The following is a 16,759-nucleotide window of genomic DNA, read 5'->3' as shown; positions in this document are numbered from 1 at the left end:
TTCTTTCGCTAGATTCTTATAATCTTTATAGTTTTTTTGAAAAACGTAATATCAAAATTTATATACCTGTTCTTCAAGGTAACTTATTACATTTTTTAATTGTCTTAATGTATCTTTTTGAGACTGCTCGTTAGTTGCATCAACATTAGTAGATAATTTTGTAATGTTATTTTTTATTAGATCCAAATCTTCTTTATAGCGCTTTAGTAGGTCAAGTTCTACATCTACTTGGTTTGCAAACGTATGCAAATCATTTTGTGAAAGAAGAAGCATTGATTTTTGTAAATCTGCTATTGATAGTTTCGTTGTTAAATCATATATTTTTTGGTTTTGTTTCTCTAAGTCATCTAAATATGCTCGCTGCTCTGCTGTTAGTTTATTTACTTCTGCGAAGACACCAAATGTTTTCTTAATCTTTTCAGTATCAATGGCTTTCATCAGGTCATATTCTTGCGTTTTTGCGGCTGCAGCTGCAGCTATTTCACCTTGTTTGCTTTTCTCAATTGCTTCACGAGCTGCTTTTTTGGCCGATTCAATCTCTAGAGCAGTTTTACCTTGTTCTGTCGCTTCTTGCGCCGCTTTTTTCTCCGCTTCTAGAATAGAGTTGTTAATTTCTTTTCCTTTGTTATACGCTGCCATCCCTGCTTGAGCAGCCGGTTCAATAATTTCTTTTGAAAGACTATAAACTTCTTTGAATATAGCAAATCCCTGCTCATTTAAAGCTCCTGGTATTAATGCAATTTGTTGTAAATCATTTTGAATTGCTTTTTTGGTATTTAATATTTCATTTTTTAACTGATCTATTTTTCCTGTTCCATCTGTACCTAATATGCCTTGCGCAGTTGCCACATTAGTATCGAAATCTTTTAATTTTTTATCAAGCTGTAATTTAAGATCTGTTAATTCATTAATTTGTCGTTGCGCATTTTCTTGATTCGTCATAGCCATTTCTTGAAGAACTTCAAGTCTATCCGAAAATCCTTCTCTATCTTCTTTATTGTCTACATACGATTTTAATGTCGGGTAATAGCTATTAAATTTCGTTACAAATCCTTTACTTTTTGAATTTAATAGAATTAACTGTGGATAGAGTTCCGATGACCATTCCTTCATATCTTGTTTAATTAGGAATTGATTGGTATTTAAAGCTGGGACTTCCTCTAGCTGTACATTAGGACTCATTAAAGATTGATCAATATACGTTTGGATTAATTTAGATTGCGCACCTAATTTTCGTAATGATGAAGAAATATCCATGCTTTCCTGTTGAGTTTCTGCTTGAACGATTGGTGCTGCGAGAGTATTGATAGGAATAGTTGCTCCAGTTACAATGGATGTTATTAAAAATCCTGTCATTATTTTATTTTTCATTCCGTACACTCCTTTACCATTGTTTTTTATAACTTGATTCATATAACTTGTATGCCCTAGCGCTAGGCTCTCTCCTTGCACACGCATGGGGAATGGGAAGTCTTTCGGATAGGGTGTTATCGTTATTATTTACTTCTAAGAGGATCTAAGGATTTTACTTCCCTCTCATTTAGATACTCTATTTTTCAAATAGTAAACGATAAAAATTCATCAGCTATATTTGAATTAGCTGCCCAATGAGTAGTAAAATATTATTTCCCCCTTAGAGCTGCTGTTTAACTTACAGATCCGTGAAGATAGATAACCATTGCTTCTAGAGTTAATCCTGTCATGACCTTTTTTTAATATCAATTTCATAATATGGTTTTTAGTTTTGTCAGCAATAGCCTTACAAGACTACAAAAGATGAAATTATACTGTACATCGCTTATACTTTTATTGCGGAATAAATTCACTTTTGCTATGTAGAAACTTAAAACCCATTTTTACAAAAATACTACTTTTGAGATTCTAAATACCTTAAAAATAAACTGATTATTAAGAAAGTTATTCACAACATAATGTTACTTGCAAATTTAATAACCTCTATCTCTATTAGCTTGCTCTTCTCCCTTCTGTGTGGTCATACCAGTTATGTTGTTCATTAAAACATTAAATTTCCAATGCGTAAATAGCAAAATTTTGTCGATTGAGCTCGATAATTTAACTATTAAGTAAAAATACGATTCTAATTAATTATACCAATATAATTAATTAAGAATTACAGCTCTGTAATTGTAATGATTACAAAGTAAAGTGTATACGGTTAGTAAATAACCATTTTAGCTCAACCAAGCAATTTTATTTTTTAAAAAATACTTATAGAATAATTTAATAGGTTTTTTTATACTTTTTTCCTTTTATTTGGTTATGTATAATTGCATATAATATAGATATATCAAGTGATATATGTTATATTATTAAACTTTATGTAATAGTCCCTAATATCACTATTATTAAATACTTAACATGAAGATATTAATCTATAAACTTATTCCTCGTTATAACTATGGGTTTTAAAATATAAAAAAAGCCGCAAAGCTTTCTCGAAAAGAACCTTTGCAGCCTTCTGTTTTTTTATCTCCTTAGAAAAATAATGGATAGTGTACTCTTTAAAATTAACAACATGTTATAAATCTTACCCTTGTCCTTTGGCTTCACTAAATGTTTCATGGACTCTTCAAGATCTATTTGAATACATATTCCTTTTCTAGATCAATCACATACCCTTTCTAGAGTAAAAGAAACAGTATGCTCAAGTTTTAGAGTTACTTGCGCGTATATTAAAGTTTTTTCACAAGAAACTGATACTAAGCTTATATTACGGTATATTTTTCACGATACTGTCTAGGTGTCATGTTAGTTGATTTTTTAAAAACCCTTGTAAAATAACTTTGGTCGTTAAAATTAAGCCAAGCACAAATATCTGATAGTGGATATGTAGTGAGTGTTAATAATTTTTTTGCTTCTTCCACTCGTTCCCTTTGAATAAATTCACTTAAAGGAATTCCCACTTCTTTTTTAAATAATTTAGATAAATAAGTAGGCGTAATATCCAAATGATTAGCGAGTTCATTGAGAGATATTCCATCGTAAACATTTTTACTAATATGGTTCATACATGTAGTAACCGCATTTGAAAATTTTTGCGCATTGAATTCTTTCACTCGATCTGCAAAAGTACGTAAGGCATCTCCTGACAATCGCCTTACAGAGTCCACGTTCTCTAGTTGTTCCATGGTTTGGATATACAAAATACTAAGAGCAAAAGCAATGTCTGGTGGGAGATTACCTTCTATCGCATATCGAGTAGCTAAAGTAATCGCAATAATCCCATGGTTTTTTTGGTTTCTGAGTGGATCCGCTGTTAAAATTAATTCAGTATCTTCCTGCGAAACTGCATACATATATTGCAACAACTTCTTTTTATTTCCCTCTTTGATTGCTGAAAAATAATTATGTACTAATGCCATGTTGTGAGTTTTTGGTTTATTTTGTTGACGTTTTAAAATATATAGATCAGGTTTCACAATTTTATAGGGAACTTCCTCTAACACTTTATTTTTTTCTACAACAATATCAACATCTAACTTTTCATTGAAAATCATGTAATGCAATAAAATTCCCATATCAATTAAAGAAGCTTTTTTAACCTCAGGTAGAGATTGAAAATAGGTTAGTCTTTCTTGAATATTATTATTTGAGTTAAATTCTTTTCGAAGTTTAAAGGTTACATCATCCGATCCCTTTGGATATATAGTGGGGCCAATTATTATAGTCCCTTTTATATAATCATGATTTTCTATATGAATTAGGATGAAATTTTCAAGATAACTGTTACATCTGAAAAGTGGCAAATTATAGGGATCATTTTCTTGATAAATGTCACTAAGATGTTCTTCTTTAGAAGAATAAAAAGGACTACAAATATCCTCAGAATTAGAATGATATAAGATTTTTTTGTCTGTGGATAAAATGTGAACAGGTACATTAAAGGCTTTATGTGCGAGATCACACAAGTGTTGTATATCGATTGAATTATTCATTACCTTCTCCTCTTAATTAGATTACTGATAAATTTTTACATCGTTCCTGTATAAATTCATAAATTATTTTTCGTCAGGTATAACTCACGACAAAATATTACTATAAAATATCAAATTAGTACAATTCACGACAAAATATTACTATATTTTTTTTATGAAAATCATATATTATTTATTTGTAAGTAGCATCTAAATAGCAGAGTAGTTAGGAAAAGTGTGAAAGAAATAGATTCTTTTCTTATAATTTTCTCAACGACAATGAAATGAGCTGAGGTCGTTTCTTAATTCTCCAAGATCTAATCATAGAACTTGGGAAAACAGTGAAGAACCTACAAAATACAGAAACAAGGGATGATTGGAGTATACAACTCTAGTAAGTAATAGCTTCTTGCTAATCCTGCGAAAAATCTAGCCTTTGCGGATACATTGCCAGACGAACTAGAATATGCCCCAGGTACATTACAAATAGTAGGCTAAACAGTGACAGATACAATTCGATACAGACAAAAGTAAATTTAATGTAGGAAAAGAAAACGAAGAATTTTGGGATGTGACACATACAGAGTGGCATACAATGGTACTCCATGCGAGGGACAAGCTGGAAAAAAGATTAAAAATACAGTGAAAGTCCAAGGAGATACTGTATCACCGTAAGAACTAACAGCCAAAAATTCAATCACTTGGACAAACTGAGATTAAAAAAGTGGATGCTGCAAATTCGAATATAAAACTGATAAACTGCTGTATTCCAAATTTTTGACAAAGATAATAAAGAAGTCGAAAATTTAACAGCAGATGAAAATGATAAAGCTATTTCTGAACCACTGTGCTTCGGAAAATTCACGTTGGAAGAAATTCAAGCACCAAATAGGTCTACGTTATTTAAAGATCTAATTGAGGGAAAGGTCTTATCATCAGTACAAAAATAAAAATAGAAAACACAAAAAGCGAATGGAATATTAAAAATACTGACGATATAGTGCCAACTATTTTTATCTAATTGGCACTATATTACTGGTCGCAACATTAGTTTTAGTTTCCGCAAAAGCGGAAGAAATAAATAGATTCAAAAATCATTAGGGATAGCAGCGGTGACACAACATATAAATATTTTTTTATATGTTGTTAATCTTTGTAGTATCAATCTTTATGCTACCTAGCTTTATTACTCCATCACATAAACATATTATTTATTTTCTAAGTACAATGGCTATTACTTAACAAAAACAACACCCCTAATTAAGAGATGCAGTCACATAGATCCAAATTAATAGTAGACATTAGACACTTATTTCACAGTAAATTGACCTCAAAATAATAGTTACTGCAATATCAGGATTTGTTTATTCTATAACAAAAGAAATGTCACTTAAGCATTCTTTGTATGCTACTTTTAATTAATATATATGACACCTTTAATTTTCCACTCTATTTTTAGTTAAGAATCAAAATACTGAAGCCAATGAAATTGTATTACATTGGCTTCAGTATTTCAGATTTAAAATTACGAATAAAAACAAAATGACGTTTAAACACCCTGTTTTCAATCGTGTGAAATTTAATCCTTATCGATACATATGACATTCACACGACCGCTAAAAACCCTTAAAAAGCAATCTGAGAGTCCGTTTTTCTGATTCACAATCATTTTTTAAAAATTTATGTGAAAAATCAATATTTAGTAAATCTTATTATCCGAGACACAATTATTGCCGTAATCAAGATAATAAGGGCGGTTATCAAGCCAGATTCTCCAATCCAAATCTCAGTTTGATACCCTGTACTTGCACGTGCGAAAGGTCCTTGAATAATAGCATTCCAAGTAGCATGGATAATAACCGAAGGCCAAATGCTACCTGTGATAAGTCGTAAACAAGCTGTAATATAACCAAATGGTACAATACAAAGATAGATACCCAGTACTGAAAGAACGACAGATGGTCCCCCTACATATAGGCCAGCAACAACTATTGGAACATGCCACGTTGCCCAAATCAATCCACTAATAAGGATAGGCCGTGAAAACTCTGCATCGACTAGCCTTGTGAGCATATAACCTCGCCAACCCATTTCTTCTCCCAAAACTGGGATTAAGTTAAGCAAACTTCCGAAAATACCGCTCAATACTACTAGATAAATGAAACTGAATGGTGCCGTTACATACTGAAGTCCAAGTATAACATCTTCACTAAAAAGGCAGCTGCTTCACCACGAGTTGTTGTCCCTTTAGGATTAAACTCATTATTTCCAACACCTGTAACTACCTTTAAGCTATATAACCGCTGAACTGGCTGTTTGTATGTAATCAAATGTTGATCTGTAAATGGTAATGCGACTAATTTACCTGTAACACCTTTATACTGTAATGCGTTGTCAATCATGATAGATGCTTCTTCACGTGTGATAGATGCGTTAGGATCAAAAATCCCTCCGCCACGACCGTTAATAATTCCTGCACTTGCACTACGTTTAATACCGCTATGAAGTGATGGATGCGCTTTGTTAATATCTACAAATGACTTATTTCCTTCTGGTAGCTTTAGAGCATTTGAGATTAATGTCGCAAACTCAGCTCTCGTTACATTACGATAAGGCGCAAATACACCATTTCCTTCACCGTGCATAATTCCTAGGCTGTTCAGCTTACGAATATGCCCTTCAAACCATCCACCTGTAATATCATCTTTTGGTTTTTGCACTTCTTTATTTGGCACATTATAGTTTATCTTAATCCAACTTGGGTTATAGAAAATCCACTCATCATTACCTATTTTATACCAACCATTTTTAACTGCTAACACTTTGTAACGATCTCCGTTTGAAGCTTTACGAACAATATGATGCTCAAGTCCTACGCCACTACGTACGTTTATACCGTCACCATTCACTACAAGCTCCATATTAGGTTCAGCTGGATTATATTCATTTGAATCAAATAGCTCATCTCTTTCTTGTAAAGGCGAGTCAATTTGCGCATTAACATTTGCATACCATTGAATACCTTGTACGAAGCCAGTCCAATTCCCACGCGAAATTAAAATATCAGGACAGTTTTTTCCGCTCCATTGTTGATGCCTGTAAATGTGATCCGCACTAATACCTTCTTTGTTCATTAAATAACCTGCAAGTCTCTTTGCATTCTCTAACGCTTTATTGTAATCTCCATCTTGGTTAACTGAAATTTCGATACCGATAGACTCTCTATTTCCTGAGCCATCGCCATCTCCTGCATGCCATCCATTTTCATTTGCTGGTAAGTGCTGATAAATTTGTTTGTCGTCTACAGTAAAATGCCATGAAGCTGTTCGGAACGTACCTTCCGTTGCTTGTTTATACAAATATTTCGCATGATTTTCAGCATTCGCACCACGGGCTGTGTTTGCAGTCTCGTGAATTGTAATGTAGCGTGCTTTCATCGGATTAGCAGGGCGAATATCAGGATTTCCTGCTGGAACAATCCACTCTACAAATGGAGTACCTGCAAGTGTTCCATATTTCTTTGTAGTCATCGATGCACTATACTGAATGGCTCTTGGCTTTTCAACCGGCTTCATTTCACGAGTAGAGCCATCATTTTTACCGTCTACATGTTCAAATGCCTTTTCAATGTTTGAAATAGCTTCATCTTCTGCTACTTGACCTTTTTTAGCTTCCTTCATTTTATTTAGTTCTTCTGTTTCATCATGTTTATGCTTATATTCTTCTAGAAGTATTTTCTCGTTTTCTGATACTTCTGCTTCGTTAATTTGCATGTGATCTGGAGTTTCTAGATTAAAATTCGAATAACTTAATCCGCTCGTTCCACGTTCCCCTTGTGCGATACGAAGTTGATCCGTTTGAAGGTTTTTGCTCTCTTCTGCTGATATCGCTAAAGGTGCACTCCCTAACATTACTAAACTTGTTGATAGTGCAATTACTCTTTTTTTTATAATTTTATTCATTGCTGTAATCGATACCCTACACTGTTCGTGTAAGTATCTCAACCTCCCTTTATTTTCTCATTAGTGAAAGACTATGAATCTACTATGTATAAAAATATGTTTATTTCGCCTTTTTATAAACACTTCATTTTACCCCCAGCAGGCGAATGATAGTTTCTAGAAAATCCCTTAACAGACATTATTTTATAACCAATTGCAATTGCCGTCAAAAATACTTATCCCCTTACACACTACTACTTCTCAAAAAATAGATTAGGATACCTTTTACTGATTTTCTTCACCAAGAAGGACCTTTATGTTTTTTCATAAATACTATGTATCTATTAATTAGATCCTGATTTAATGTAATTTCCCTATTTGAAAATACTAACATTTTTCAATTTTTCGCTATAATATAGTTGTCATCTTTTTACATTGAAAGGAGTTTTTATATGGAAGAAATTGCTCATATTTTACTCACTAATATTGATACATTAAATGAAGAAGACCAAAAAATTGTAAAGAAACTAGTTAATAAGTTAAAATCTTTTGCTCATGCACCACTAAATAAAAATCACTGCTTACGTATGAAACCTTTTATTGAATCTGAAGGAATAACTAGACTCGTTGCCAATACAGTACACTCTTACCAATTAGATTTAATGCCAAATAATCAATTTGATATGTATGATGTTATTGGCTATTACTACAGCATAGCATTATTAACATGTTGTGTAGTATTTGAAAAAGGCGATTTCAAACACATCTACTCTGTATTAGAAAATGAAGTGACAAAAGAAAACGAAAAGAATGTTCTAGTATCAGAGCGTGGCGGGGAAAATTACTACGTTATGGCACGCATACTTAAATTTTTCAAGAAAGATGCTAAAGACATAGAAAGTTTATTTTCACAATTAATTATTCTAGATTAATTAATTGTGAAATATCACTACATACGAAACAAGGAGGATGAGTATGAGTATGAGTATGCTACGAATAGAAAATATGGAAGATGATGAAGTTTTCCAATTTCAAGCTGGCACTTTCCATCAAGATACTTTCTACGAAGAAGCACTTAAAGAATTATTAGAAGAGGCACACAAGGAATATTTACAAGACTCTATTGTTTTTCTATCTAAATTTCTAAAAAGTGATTATAGCATTGAAGAAAAACAAGCGTACATTCGATATTCAGCAGATAGGATATATTTTGAAGGGCTAGAAATCACACCGGTAGAATGGCTTGAAAACATAGTTGAAATATTAAAACAAACCATACAAGTTTATTAGATTATACATTAAAGGGGATGACCTAATTGTTAAATACGATCGTTTATGATAAAGCGAAGTACCATTATCAAGGTGATTTCCCTGAGGACTTACCAATTGACCAAGCTTTTGTACATACTGGTATGTTTTTAGGATGGATACTTGAACATAATTTATTTAGTGAAGAATTTGAAGAAGAGTCTCAAGACGAAATTAATCAGTTTAAACTTAAACAAATGACTGGCACAGAAATTTATATGAACTGGGATGGCGTTTTAGCAGACGACATGTTAAATGATGAGGGCAACCAATTCGCAAAGTACTACTTTAACCATGACGAGGACTGGAAATATATAAATGATTACAGTGATGTTTTTATAGACGAAGGCGAAACTCTCTACCATGTGCAAGATACTTGGGAAAACTATTTCAAATTAAAAAACGTTATTGATAATAGCTATAATTTTTGGAAAGACAACTTACAAAATAAATAATTATAATAAGTCGATTTCTTATTTTAATAAGGAATCGACTTTCTTAATATCTAATTTGCTGATTAACACCTCACCCAAAGATCATTTTACTAACGATACTATTATCGATATCGAATTTTCTATAACGGAACGTTCTGGACGTGATTTCATTAACACTGTTAATCCAATTAAGGACGTGACTAATGTTTGCGCTAATGCTCTAGCGTTCAAATCACTTTGCAGTTCACCTGATCGTATTCCCTTCGTAATTAATTCTTGAAAAATAACTGCAAGATACATTTGATGTTCTCTAGTCAGTACTTCAAATTTTTCATTATGAGGAGCAAGTTCAACCATTGTGTTAATACAAAAACAACCTTTACTGAACTCTTTTTTATATTCCTCTTCCACCATATTTTCAAAAAACGTCCGAATTGCTCCTTTTACAGATTGTTCGTTTTGAAGTTTTGTTCGTATATTAGCCGCATGTAAATTTGTGTATCTCCTTAATGCCGCTTCAAATAAACCCTCTTTATCACCAAAGGCTGAATATAAACTCGGCTTTTGTATTTCCATTTTTGCAGTTAAATCGCTTAATGAAGTAGCTGCGTATCCCTTCTCCCAAAAAAGTTGCATAGCAGCATCCAAAGCTTTTTCTTCATCAAATTCGCGTAGTCGTGCCATTTAAAACCATATCCTTTCTATATCTAGTTATTAAGATTACACATCGTCATTTATGTACCAATCAGTATGTTATATATCGTATTAGATTATAAACGACATGTCAAAAAAATTATAATTAACTCAAAATAAACTTGACATATATGTTTCTTCGAGATTATATTTTACTTACAAATAACATACCGTTCGGTACATTATTTGTAAGTAATGCAAAAAGGAGCTGTTTTTATGAATAGTAAAGAAAAAATGATGCCCATTCTAAAACATACTCACACTCAGATACATTCACCTGTTCATGCAACCATGTCTCGCTATATGACTCTATTATTCGCAATCGCTTGTGGGATGGCTGTAGCAAACATATACTTTGCTCATCCACTACTTGATTCATTGTCAAATGAATTTAAGATGAGTCATTCAACTATCGGTATTGTGATTACTATTACTCAAGTTTGTTATGCACTCGGTTTACTTTTATTAGTTCCACTTGGTGATTTATTAAACCAAAAGAAAATAATAATTCTCCAAATGCTTTTATCTGTTTTCGCTTTAATTATAATCGGGTGCGCTTCCTCAAGCACCGTACTTTTTATAGGTATGGCCTTAGTAGGTATTCTTGCAACGGTTACGCAAACACTCGTCGCATATGCATCAATTTTAGCTAATCCAGCAGAACGTGGACGCATAGTAGGTTTCGTTACAAGTGGCGTTGTAATAGGTATTCTCCTTGCTCGTACATTTGCAGGCACATTAACAGATTTAGCTGGATGGCGATCCGTTTATCTCACCTCCGCTATTCTTTTACTCTTCGTAACTGTTTTGTTACATCGGAACTTACCAACTCTTGAACTAAAAAAAGTGACAACTATGTCTTACCGAAAATTAATACACTCTGTTCTCTTATTATTTGTAGAAGAACGACTTTTACGCGTTCGCGGAATACTAGCATTTCTCATTTTTACTTCATTCAGTATTTTATGGACTTCTTTAGTATTACCTCTAAGTGCTACACCACATAATCTATCTCATACAGCTATTGGCGCATTCGGCCTTGCTGGAGTTGCAGGTGCATTAGCTGCTACTAAAGCTGGACAATTAGCTGATAAAGGATTCGGACAAAGAACAACTGGCATAGCCTTATCATTATTAGTACTTTCATGGCTCCTAATTAAATCTATTAACCATTCTCTATTATTACTAATTTTCGGAATTATCCTTTTAGATTTAGCGGTGCAAGCTGTACATGTCACCAATCAAAGTATGCTTTTCACAGTGCGTCCTGAAGCGAGAAGTCGACTCACTGCCAGTTACATGATTTTTTACTCTATCGGTAGTGCAACAGGTGCAATTCTTTCAACAAATACGTATGCAAAATATGGTTGGGATGGAGTATGCATATTAGGTGTATCTGTTAGTGCTTGTGCTCTTTTATTTTGGATAATAACCTTACGGCGATCATAACAGCTAAAAGAAGAATAATTCATTTATGTTTCATACGTGTTTTTCTACAAGACTATAGAATAGCATTTACTTTTTAACACAAATCAACGGCATTTTCATATAAAAAATGCCGTTGATTCTAAATTTTCACATATGCGATTCATCATTTTATAATACTAAATCCTATACTAGCGAAGTACATCTATTACAAATTCCCTTTAACGTTTTCGACAATCTCGTTTATCGTATTCCGATCAAACTTATCACTAATTTCGTATGGCTCACGATCTCCTACTAATTGTACGCCTACAATATCATTGCGGTCTTTACCATATTGCACTTCAATAATAGACCCACGCTCTATTTGTTTCCAAACGAGACCTGCTTCATCTTTATTATCTAAAATAATACAATCCTCAATATTTTCATCAATTCCAATTAACTTATTGTCATCCATATATCCAACCTCGTATTGTTGACGTTCTTTCGCTTTGCCGCTTACTACTATACCTTTGCTTCCATACGAGTAATCCGTATAATCCTTTTTCTCCGATTGTACCGCTTTCGGCTCTTTTGCTTCAGTTTTTTCAGTATTTCCACAACCCGCAATCATACCAATTGGCATAATTGCAGTTAATACTACTCTAGTAAATTTCTTTATCACTTATAACCAACCTCACATGTTTAACTTTAAATTCCATTTATCCCCTTTCCAAATAATAACATGATAATACCGAGAAAGAGCCAAAGGTAAAATATTATTTTCATCCCAACAATCTATGTAAAAAGCTATACTTCTGTATTTCCTTCCCGTCTACTTTCATATAGTACCCTTACAATTATAGATAGCTAGACTTTCAAAATCAATAACTGAATTATCGATAAATTACAGAAAGTAGACATCCTACTCACATAAGATTTAAAATTAGGAAGTATGGAAAACATGATAAAAAATTTAAACTAGATGATTGCAATTAAAATGATTTTTATATGAAGGAAGGAAGTGCACAGCTATGGATTTAAAAACAGTTATGCAAGAGCTTGAATCCCTCGGTAAGGAAAGAACGAAAAAAATATACATATCTAACGGTGCGCACGAGCCAGTTTTCGGCGTAGCTACAGGCGCTATGAAACCAATCGCTAAAAAAATAAAATTAAACCAAGAGTTAGCTGAAGAACTGTATGCGACAGGCAACTACGATGCTATGTATTTTGCAGGCATTATTGCAGATCCGAAAGCTATGAGTGAGTCTGATTTTGATCGCTGGATAGACGGAGCATATTTTTATATGTTGTCCGATTATGTGGTGGCAGTAACTTTATCAGAATCAAATATTGCACAAGATGTTGCTGATAAATGGATTGCAAGTGGAGACGAGCTACGAATGTCAGCGGGCTGGAGTTGCTACTGCTGGCTTTTAGGAAATCGCAAAGACAATGAGTTTTCTGAAAGCAAAATTTCCACTATGCTTGAAATGGTAAAAAATACGATCCATGATTCACCAGAACGAACAAAATCCGCTATGAATAATTTTCTAAACACTGTAGCAATTTCATATGTGCCACTACACGAAAAGGCAGTCGAGATTGCAAAAGAAGTTGGTATAGTTGAAGTAAAACGTGATAATAAAAAAAGCAGTTTGCTAAATGCTTCCGAAAGTATTCAGAAAGAACTTGATAGAGGCAGACTTGGTTTCAAACGTAAGTATGTAAGATGTTAAAAAAGAAAAAGGTGGTATCAATCTTTCTTGATTGATACCACCTTTTTCTTTGACTACTGAACTCTCTTCTTAGAAAACATTCATTTACCTCTGGACAACTTATATGTTAGAAACTTCTTCTTTTAATTTATAAACCCTATCTCTTTTCTCATCGCTTTTGACAAAAATAAGCTTTCCTTCTTTAACAAAATCTTCTAATACTAAGCATACTTGTCCATATGCTTTCGGCTTATTCGTTGTGAATCTTTCATCTGATATTTTGCCGGATCGTATTAATTGTTCACATAGCTCAAGTGTACTTATTTCTTCAGAATCCACTAATTCCAATATATCTTTTTGCAATGGCGATAAAGGTACTGGTATATCAGCTACCTCCACCTTTTCTGGTTTGTTTTCTTCTTCAAATAAATCTTCAAATGAAATTTGATTCATTACTTCTTTTCCTTTCTAACGATTGATTTGTATAACATGAACTGAATTCTATAGCGTAGTTATTATTATGTAGTACTTACCTTATTACGTAAATGTCAAACTCATGTACATCGTTTCATATAGTATGTTTCGATTATACCAAATATACGTTCTGTTTTCTATTACAGATTGGAAAGCAGAATGTTTTACTGTATATACCGTTATTAAATAGAGCTGAATATCCATTATCCAAATATTACATTTTCAGTTATATTATCAAAAATTTATCCATATTGCGGAAATAAATGACAAATAATTATAATTTATATGTTATAATTACGATGCATGCATTTAGTTATATTAAATGTGTAATACGTATATTTAATAAAGTTAAATTAAACTGGGGAGGCTTGCGCAAATGGGCAAGAAAACAAGCAAAGCTAAAAAATTTTTCGGTTTCATAATCACTGCAGCATTAGCAACTACAACGATGGTAGGTACAGTAAATGCAGAAACAACTACGAAAACAAACGGTAATGAAAATAGCTATAAGGTAGCTAGCAATGCGAACGTTGTATTTACAGATGTACCAAAGGACCACTGGTCAAAAGATGCTATCGATTACTTAGCGTCAGCAGGAATTTATAAAGGATACGGAAATGGGAAATTTGGTTTTGGGGACAATGTTACTAGAGGACAGGTAGCTTCTTTAGTCAATCGACATTTAGGTTTAATAGCAGATGATAAACAGGCGAATATGTTTAGTGACATTACAAATCATATGTTTGAAAAGGATATTAAAGCCATTGCGCAAGCTGGAATTATGAAAGGTGATGGATCAGGTACATTTCGTCCAGATGATGTATTAACTCGATATGAAATGGCAGTAGTGTTACAAAAAGCATTTCATTTAGAATCAAAAGGACAAGGGAGCTTTAAAGATGTACCAAAAGGTCATTGGGCCTATGAATCTGTAAATGCAGTGCGTAGTAACCGTATAGCACAAGGTGACGAATCAGGTAATTTTAATGGCAACATGATTGTGAAGCGTGAGCAATATGCACAATTTTTCTATAATGCAATAGCAAAGAACCGATCTTATAATTTCAACATCAATACAAAAGAAGAAATGAAACAAATGTTAACAACAGCTTTACAGAATGGGACGTTTGGTCCATTTAAATTAGATGCACTAGGTAAAGATATATCTGAAGTGAAAAAAGAATTTGGAGCGCCTGATGTTTGGAAGCAAGCATCATGTACAGAATGTGATGCACCTAATATAGCGGTATACGGCGATTATAATATTGACATGTACCCTTCGGACGCTAGATATATTTCAGTGAAAATGGATATCACTATTAATGAATTAAAAGAGTGGTTTGGTGAGCCAGATGGAATCGGAGAGGATATGACTAGTGAAGGCTTTATATATAATCGAGGAAGCTATTCTCTTTATTTCAGCTTCTCTGATGGTTATATTCAACGCGCTGAAATATCTAAAAATAAATTCAATTAATAAGTTACAAGCAATATAAAATATATAAAGCATAAAAAATCCTTCAAGAACGTGCTTTTTCTTGAGGGATTTTATTTGTCTCTATCTAATTAATATAATCCAAAACTATATAACTCCTACTGTTTAAACTTTATTTTTCTTGATGCTCCGCATCCCATTCACTTAAATACGTTGCATATTCTAATTCATCTGGATCATCATGTAACATAGAAATAAACTCTAATTTATTTCCATCGCAATCTAGAAAATATACACTTGCAGCTGGCATCCACCTTTGGACAATTGGTTCTCGATTTCCTTTCCCTTGACTCCCTACTACCTCTATTCCACGCTTCTCTAGCCATAATTTAGAAATCTTTAAAAACTCTAAATCTACACGAAAAGCGAAGTGTTTCGTCTCAAACTCTTCATTCGTATGTACTTCCCATAATCCGAGCATTTGCTCTTTACTTTCTCCTACCCAAAAGAACGCAACTCGTCTTTCCGATAATTTTTTTGCTACTGTTAAGCTTAACTTATTTTGATAAAAATCTATCGCCTTTTCTAAATTTCTTACATGTAAATGAGTTTCATATATGCTTTGTATCATTATATATTTCCCTCTCCTCTACATTCTGATTTTTAAAATATATTTTGTTTTTATCATACAAATATTTATATTTTTAAGCATCCTACTTTTGTATAATTGTTCTGTCCTACAAATGTATAGGTATCCATCTTTAACTAATGCCTCAACGCCGGAATTCAATACAATGAAACTAGTTAGGTTTTATTCCCCACACTAATCATGCTTTTATGGATAATTGGCTCTCACCTAATTTCCTCCCATTAGAAGTTTTACTGCCCACAAATAGCAGGATAAAAATTCTATTTACATTCATAAATTTTTATAATGTAATAAGATTAACATCTTAATAATAGAGGAGGAGCCATTCTGGATAAAACAAAAGTTATGGCTTATTTTAGTGCAACGGGTAATATATTCCCTGTTGAAGCAATTACCGACGCCCTAAGTATCGAGCCTACAAGAACTTATAAAAAAGGTGATGTTGTTGCAAAACGTGATAATCCGAATCTTGTATCCACCAAAACCCTATATAGAAAAGAAACTAATTGGACTTTCAGCACCGGCTATCAAGAATCATACGATATAAATAATCAGTTGCAAGTTATTCTAAAATCCCTTGAAGGAAAAACAGAGCAATTAAAACATCTCAAGAAGAAGTATAGTTTAGAGTTTCTTTTTATGGTAGTAATGCAAGTGGAGAATAACGAATCACCCGCGATGTATTTACAAAAAAACATTATTGATTTTGTTAGTTCCATTCAAGCAGAAATTCATTTTGATCTATATATTTGTTAAAAATAA

Annotated in this window: 15 protein-coding genes and 1 pseudogene; 8 read left to right on the top strand and 8 right to left on the bottom strand. The window is 32.9% G+C overall.

What is annotated here, in order from left to right; translation table 11 throughout:
* Positions 1-51 precede the first annotated feature (51 nt).
* A complete protein-coding gene (gene hblC, locus ACSG5Z_RS16110) occupies positions 52-1,371 on the bottom strand; it encodes a hemolytic enterotoxin HBL lytic component L2 (protein ID WP_088064481.1) in 1,320 nt (439 codons plus the stop codon).
* A gap of 1,355 nt (positions 1,372-2,726) precedes the next feature.
* Positions 2,727-3,956, bottom strand: a complete 1,230-nt coding sequence (locus tag ACSG5Z_RS16105) for a helix-turn-helix domain-containing protein (RefSeq protein WP_087984198.1) — start codon at positions 3,954-3,956, stop codon at positions 2,727-2,729.
* Positions 3,957-4,708: 752 nt separating this feature from the next.
* Here ACSG5Z_RS16105 and ACSG5Z_RS16100 point away from each other — a divergent pair.
* Complete coding sequence (locus ACSG5Z_RS16100) at positions 4,709-4,885, top strand: SpaA isopeptide-forming pilin-related protein (RefSeq protein ID WP_157835323.1); 177 nt, start codon at positions 4,709-4,711, stop codon at positions 4,883-4,885.
* A gap of 742 nt (positions 4,886-5,627) precedes the next feature.
* On the opposite strand, the pseudogene ACSG5Z_RS16095 reads toward ACSG5Z_RS16100, so the two are convergent.
* Positions 5,628-6,134, bottom strand: a pseudogene (locus ACSG5Z_RS16095) (CPBP family glutamic-type intramembrane protease); the annotation flags it as partial.
* On the bottom strand, positions 6,113-7,897 hold the full coding sequence (locus ACSG5Z_RS16090; RefSeq protein WP_435711743.1) for an S-layer homology domain-containing protein: 1,785 nt from the start codon (positions 7,895-7,897) through the stop codon (positions 6,113-6,115). The pseudogene ACSG5Z_RS16095 and the gene ACSG5Z_RS16090, both read right to left, overlap by 22 nt.
* A gap of 431 nt (positions 7,898-8,328) precedes the next feature.
* On the opposite strand from ACSG5Z_RS16090, the gene ACSG5Z_RS16085 reads away from it, so the two are divergent.
* The 3 genes from ACSG5Z_RS16085 to ACSG5Z_RS16075 are packed head-to-tail and all read left to right on the top strand — an operon-like array spanning position 8,329 to position 9,639.
* Positions 8,329-8,808: a hypothetical protein gene (locus ACSG5Z_RS16085; protein ID WP_435711742.1), complete on the top strand. Its 480-nt coding sequence runs from the start codon at positions 8,329-8,331 to the stop codon at positions 8,806-8,808.
* 43 nt (positions 8,809-8,851) lie between these two features.
* Positions 8,852-9,166, top strand: a complete 315-nt coding sequence (locus ACSG5Z_RS16080) for a contact-dependent growth inhibition system immunity protein (RefSeq protein WP_435711741.1) — start codon at positions 8,852-8,854, stop codon at positions 9,164-9,166.
* A gap of 26 nt (positions 9,167-9,192) precedes the next feature.
* Positions 9,193-9,639 carry a DUF7832 domain-containing protein gene (locus ACSG5Z_RS16075; protein ID WP_063220963.1) on the top strand — a complete coding sequence of 149 codons (447 nt, stop codon included), beginning with the start codon at positions 9,193-9,195 and terminating at the stop codon, positions 9,637-9,639.
* Between the two features lie 81 nt (positions 9,640-9,720).
* Here ACSG5Z_RS16075 and ACSG5Z_RS16070 read toward each other — a convergent pair whose 3' ends face one another.
* Complete coding sequence (locus ACSG5Z_RS16070; RefSeq protein ID WP_435711740.1) at positions 9,721-10,302, bottom strand: TetR/AcrR family transcriptional regulator; 582 nt, start codon at positions 10,300-10,302, stop codon at positions 9,721-9,723.
* Between the two features lie 225 nt (positions 10,303-10,527).
* Here ACSG5Z_RS16070 and ACSG5Z_RS16065 point away from each other — a divergent pair, with 225 nt between their 5' ends.
* The gene (locus tag ACSG5Z_RS16065; RefSeq protein ID WP_098201155.1) at positions 10,528-11,760 is read left to right on the top strand and encodes an MFS transporter; all 1,233 of its coding nucleotides are present in this window, start codon (positions 10,528-10,530) and stop codon (positions 11,758-11,760) included.
* 184 nt (positions 11,761-11,944) lie between these two features.
* On the opposite strand, the gene ACSG5Z_RS16060 is transcribed toward ACSG5Z_RS16065, so the two are convergent.
* Positions 11,945-12,403: a hypothetical protein gene (locus ACSG5Z_RS16060; protein WP_088609319.1), complete on the bottom strand. Its 459-nt coding sequence runs from the start codon at positions 12,401-12,403 to the stop codon at positions 11,945-11,947.
* Positions 12,404-12,752: 349 nt separating this feature from the next.
* On the opposite strand from ACSG5Z_RS16060, the gene ACSG5Z_RS16055 reads away from it, so the two are divergent.
* Positions 12,753-13,460, top strand: coding sequence for a DNA alkylation repair protein (locus ACSG5Z_RS16055; protein ID WP_088064009.1), 708 nt, complete (start codon positions 12,753-12,755; stop codon positions 13,458-13,460).
* Between the two features lie 99 nt (positions 13,461-13,559).
* Here the strand turns inward: ACSG5Z_RS16055 and ACSG5Z_RS16050 are convergent, their stop codons facing one another.
* The gene (locus ACSG5Z_RS16050; RefSeq protein WP_087984191.1) at positions 13,560-13,892 is read right to left on the bottom strand and encodes a DUF3895 domain-containing protein; all 333 of its coding nucleotides are present in this window, start codon (positions 13,890-13,892) and stop codon (positions 13,560-13,562) included.
* A 397-nt stretch (positions 13,893-14,289) separates the two neighbouring features.
* On the opposite strand from ACSG5Z_RS16050, the gene ACSG5Z_RS16045 reads away from it, so the two are divergent.
* On the top strand, positions 14,290-15,390 hold the full coding sequence (locus ACSG5Z_RS16045) for an S-layer homology domain-containing protein (protein ID WP_306007669.1): 1,101 nt from the start codon (positions 14,290-14,292) through the stop codon (positions 15,388-15,390).
* Between the two features lie 130 nt (positions 15,391-15,520).
* Here ACSG5Z_RS16045 and ACSG5Z_RS16040 read toward each other — a convergent pair whose 3' ends face one another.
* A complete protein-coding gene (locus ACSG5Z_RS16040) occupies positions 15,521-15,979 on the bottom strand; it encodes a VOC family protein (RefSeq protein WP_098134404.1) in 459 nt (152 codons plus the stop codon).
* A 363-nt stretch (positions 15,980-16,342) separates the two neighbouring features.
* On the opposite strand from ACSG5Z_RS16040, the gene ACSG5Z_RS16035 reads away from it, so the two are divergent.
* Entirely contained in the window at positions 16,343-16,753 is a 411-nt protein-coding gene (locus tag ACSG5Z_RS16035) for a DUF4279 domain-containing protein (RefSeq protein WP_088064011.1), read from the top strand.
* The last annotated feature ends 6 nt before the right edge of the window (positions 16,754-16,759 follow it).

The organism is Bacillus pretiosus (assembly GCF_051294775.1).
In the GTDB taxonomy this organism is placed as follows: Bacteria; Bacillota; Bacilli; order Bacillales; family Bacillaceae_G; genus Bacillus_A; species Bacillus_A wiedmannii.
The sequence above is the reverse complement of the archived record's forward strand: the minus strand, read 5'-3'. Positions and strand labels throughout refer to the sequence as shown.

Bases quoted from the DNA above. Each gene is read 5' to 3' on its own strand.
- hblC (WP_088064481.1), bottom strand. From the start codon at position 1,371: ATGAAAAATAAAATAATGACAGGATTTTTAATAACATCCATTGTAACT.
- ACSG5Z_RS16105 (WP_087984198.1), bottom strand. From the start codon at position 3,956: ATGAATAATTCAATCGATATACAACACTTGTGTGATCTCGCACATAAA.
- ACSG5Z_RS16090 (WP_435711743.1), bottom strand. From the start codon at position 7,897: ATGAATAAAATTATAAAAAAAAGAGTAATTGCACTATCAACAAGTTTA.
- ACSG5Z_RS16085 (WP_435711742.1), top strand. From the start codon at position 8,329: ATGGAAGAAATTGCTCATATTTTACTCACTAATATTGATACATTAAAT.
- ACSG5Z_RS16080 (WP_435711741.1), top strand. From the start codon at position 8,852: ATGAGTATGAGTATGCTACGAATAGAAAATATGGAAGATGATGAAGTT.
- ACSG5Z_RS16070 (WP_435711740.1), bottom strand. From the start codon at position 10,302: ATGGCACGACTACGCGAATTTGATGAAGAAAAAGCTTTGGATGCTGCT.
- ACSG5Z_RS16065 (WP_098201155.1), top strand. From the start codon at position 10,528: ATGAATAGTAAAGAAAAAATGATGCCCATTCTAAAACATACTCACACT.
- ACSG5Z_RS16055 (WP_088064009.1), top strand. From the start codon at position 12,753: ATGGATTTAAAAACAGTTATGCAAGAGCTTGAATCCCTCGGTAAGGAA.
- ACSG5Z_RS16050 (WP_087984191.1), bottom strand. From the start codon at position 13,892: ATGAATCAAATTTCATTTGAAGATTTATTTGAAGAAGAAAACAAACCA.
- ACSG5Z_RS16045 (WP_306007669.1), top strand. From the start codon at position 14,290: ATGGGCAAGAAAACAAGCAAAGCTAAAAAATTTTTCGGTTTCATAATC.
- ACSG5Z_RS16040 (WP_098134404.1), bottom strand. From the start codon at position 15,979: ATGATACAAAGCATATATGAAACTCATTTACATGTAAGAAATTTAGAA.
- ACSG5Z_RS16035 (WP_088064011.1), top strand. From the start codon at position 16,343: ATGGCTTATTTTAGTGCAACGGGTAATATATTCCCTGTTGAAGCAATT.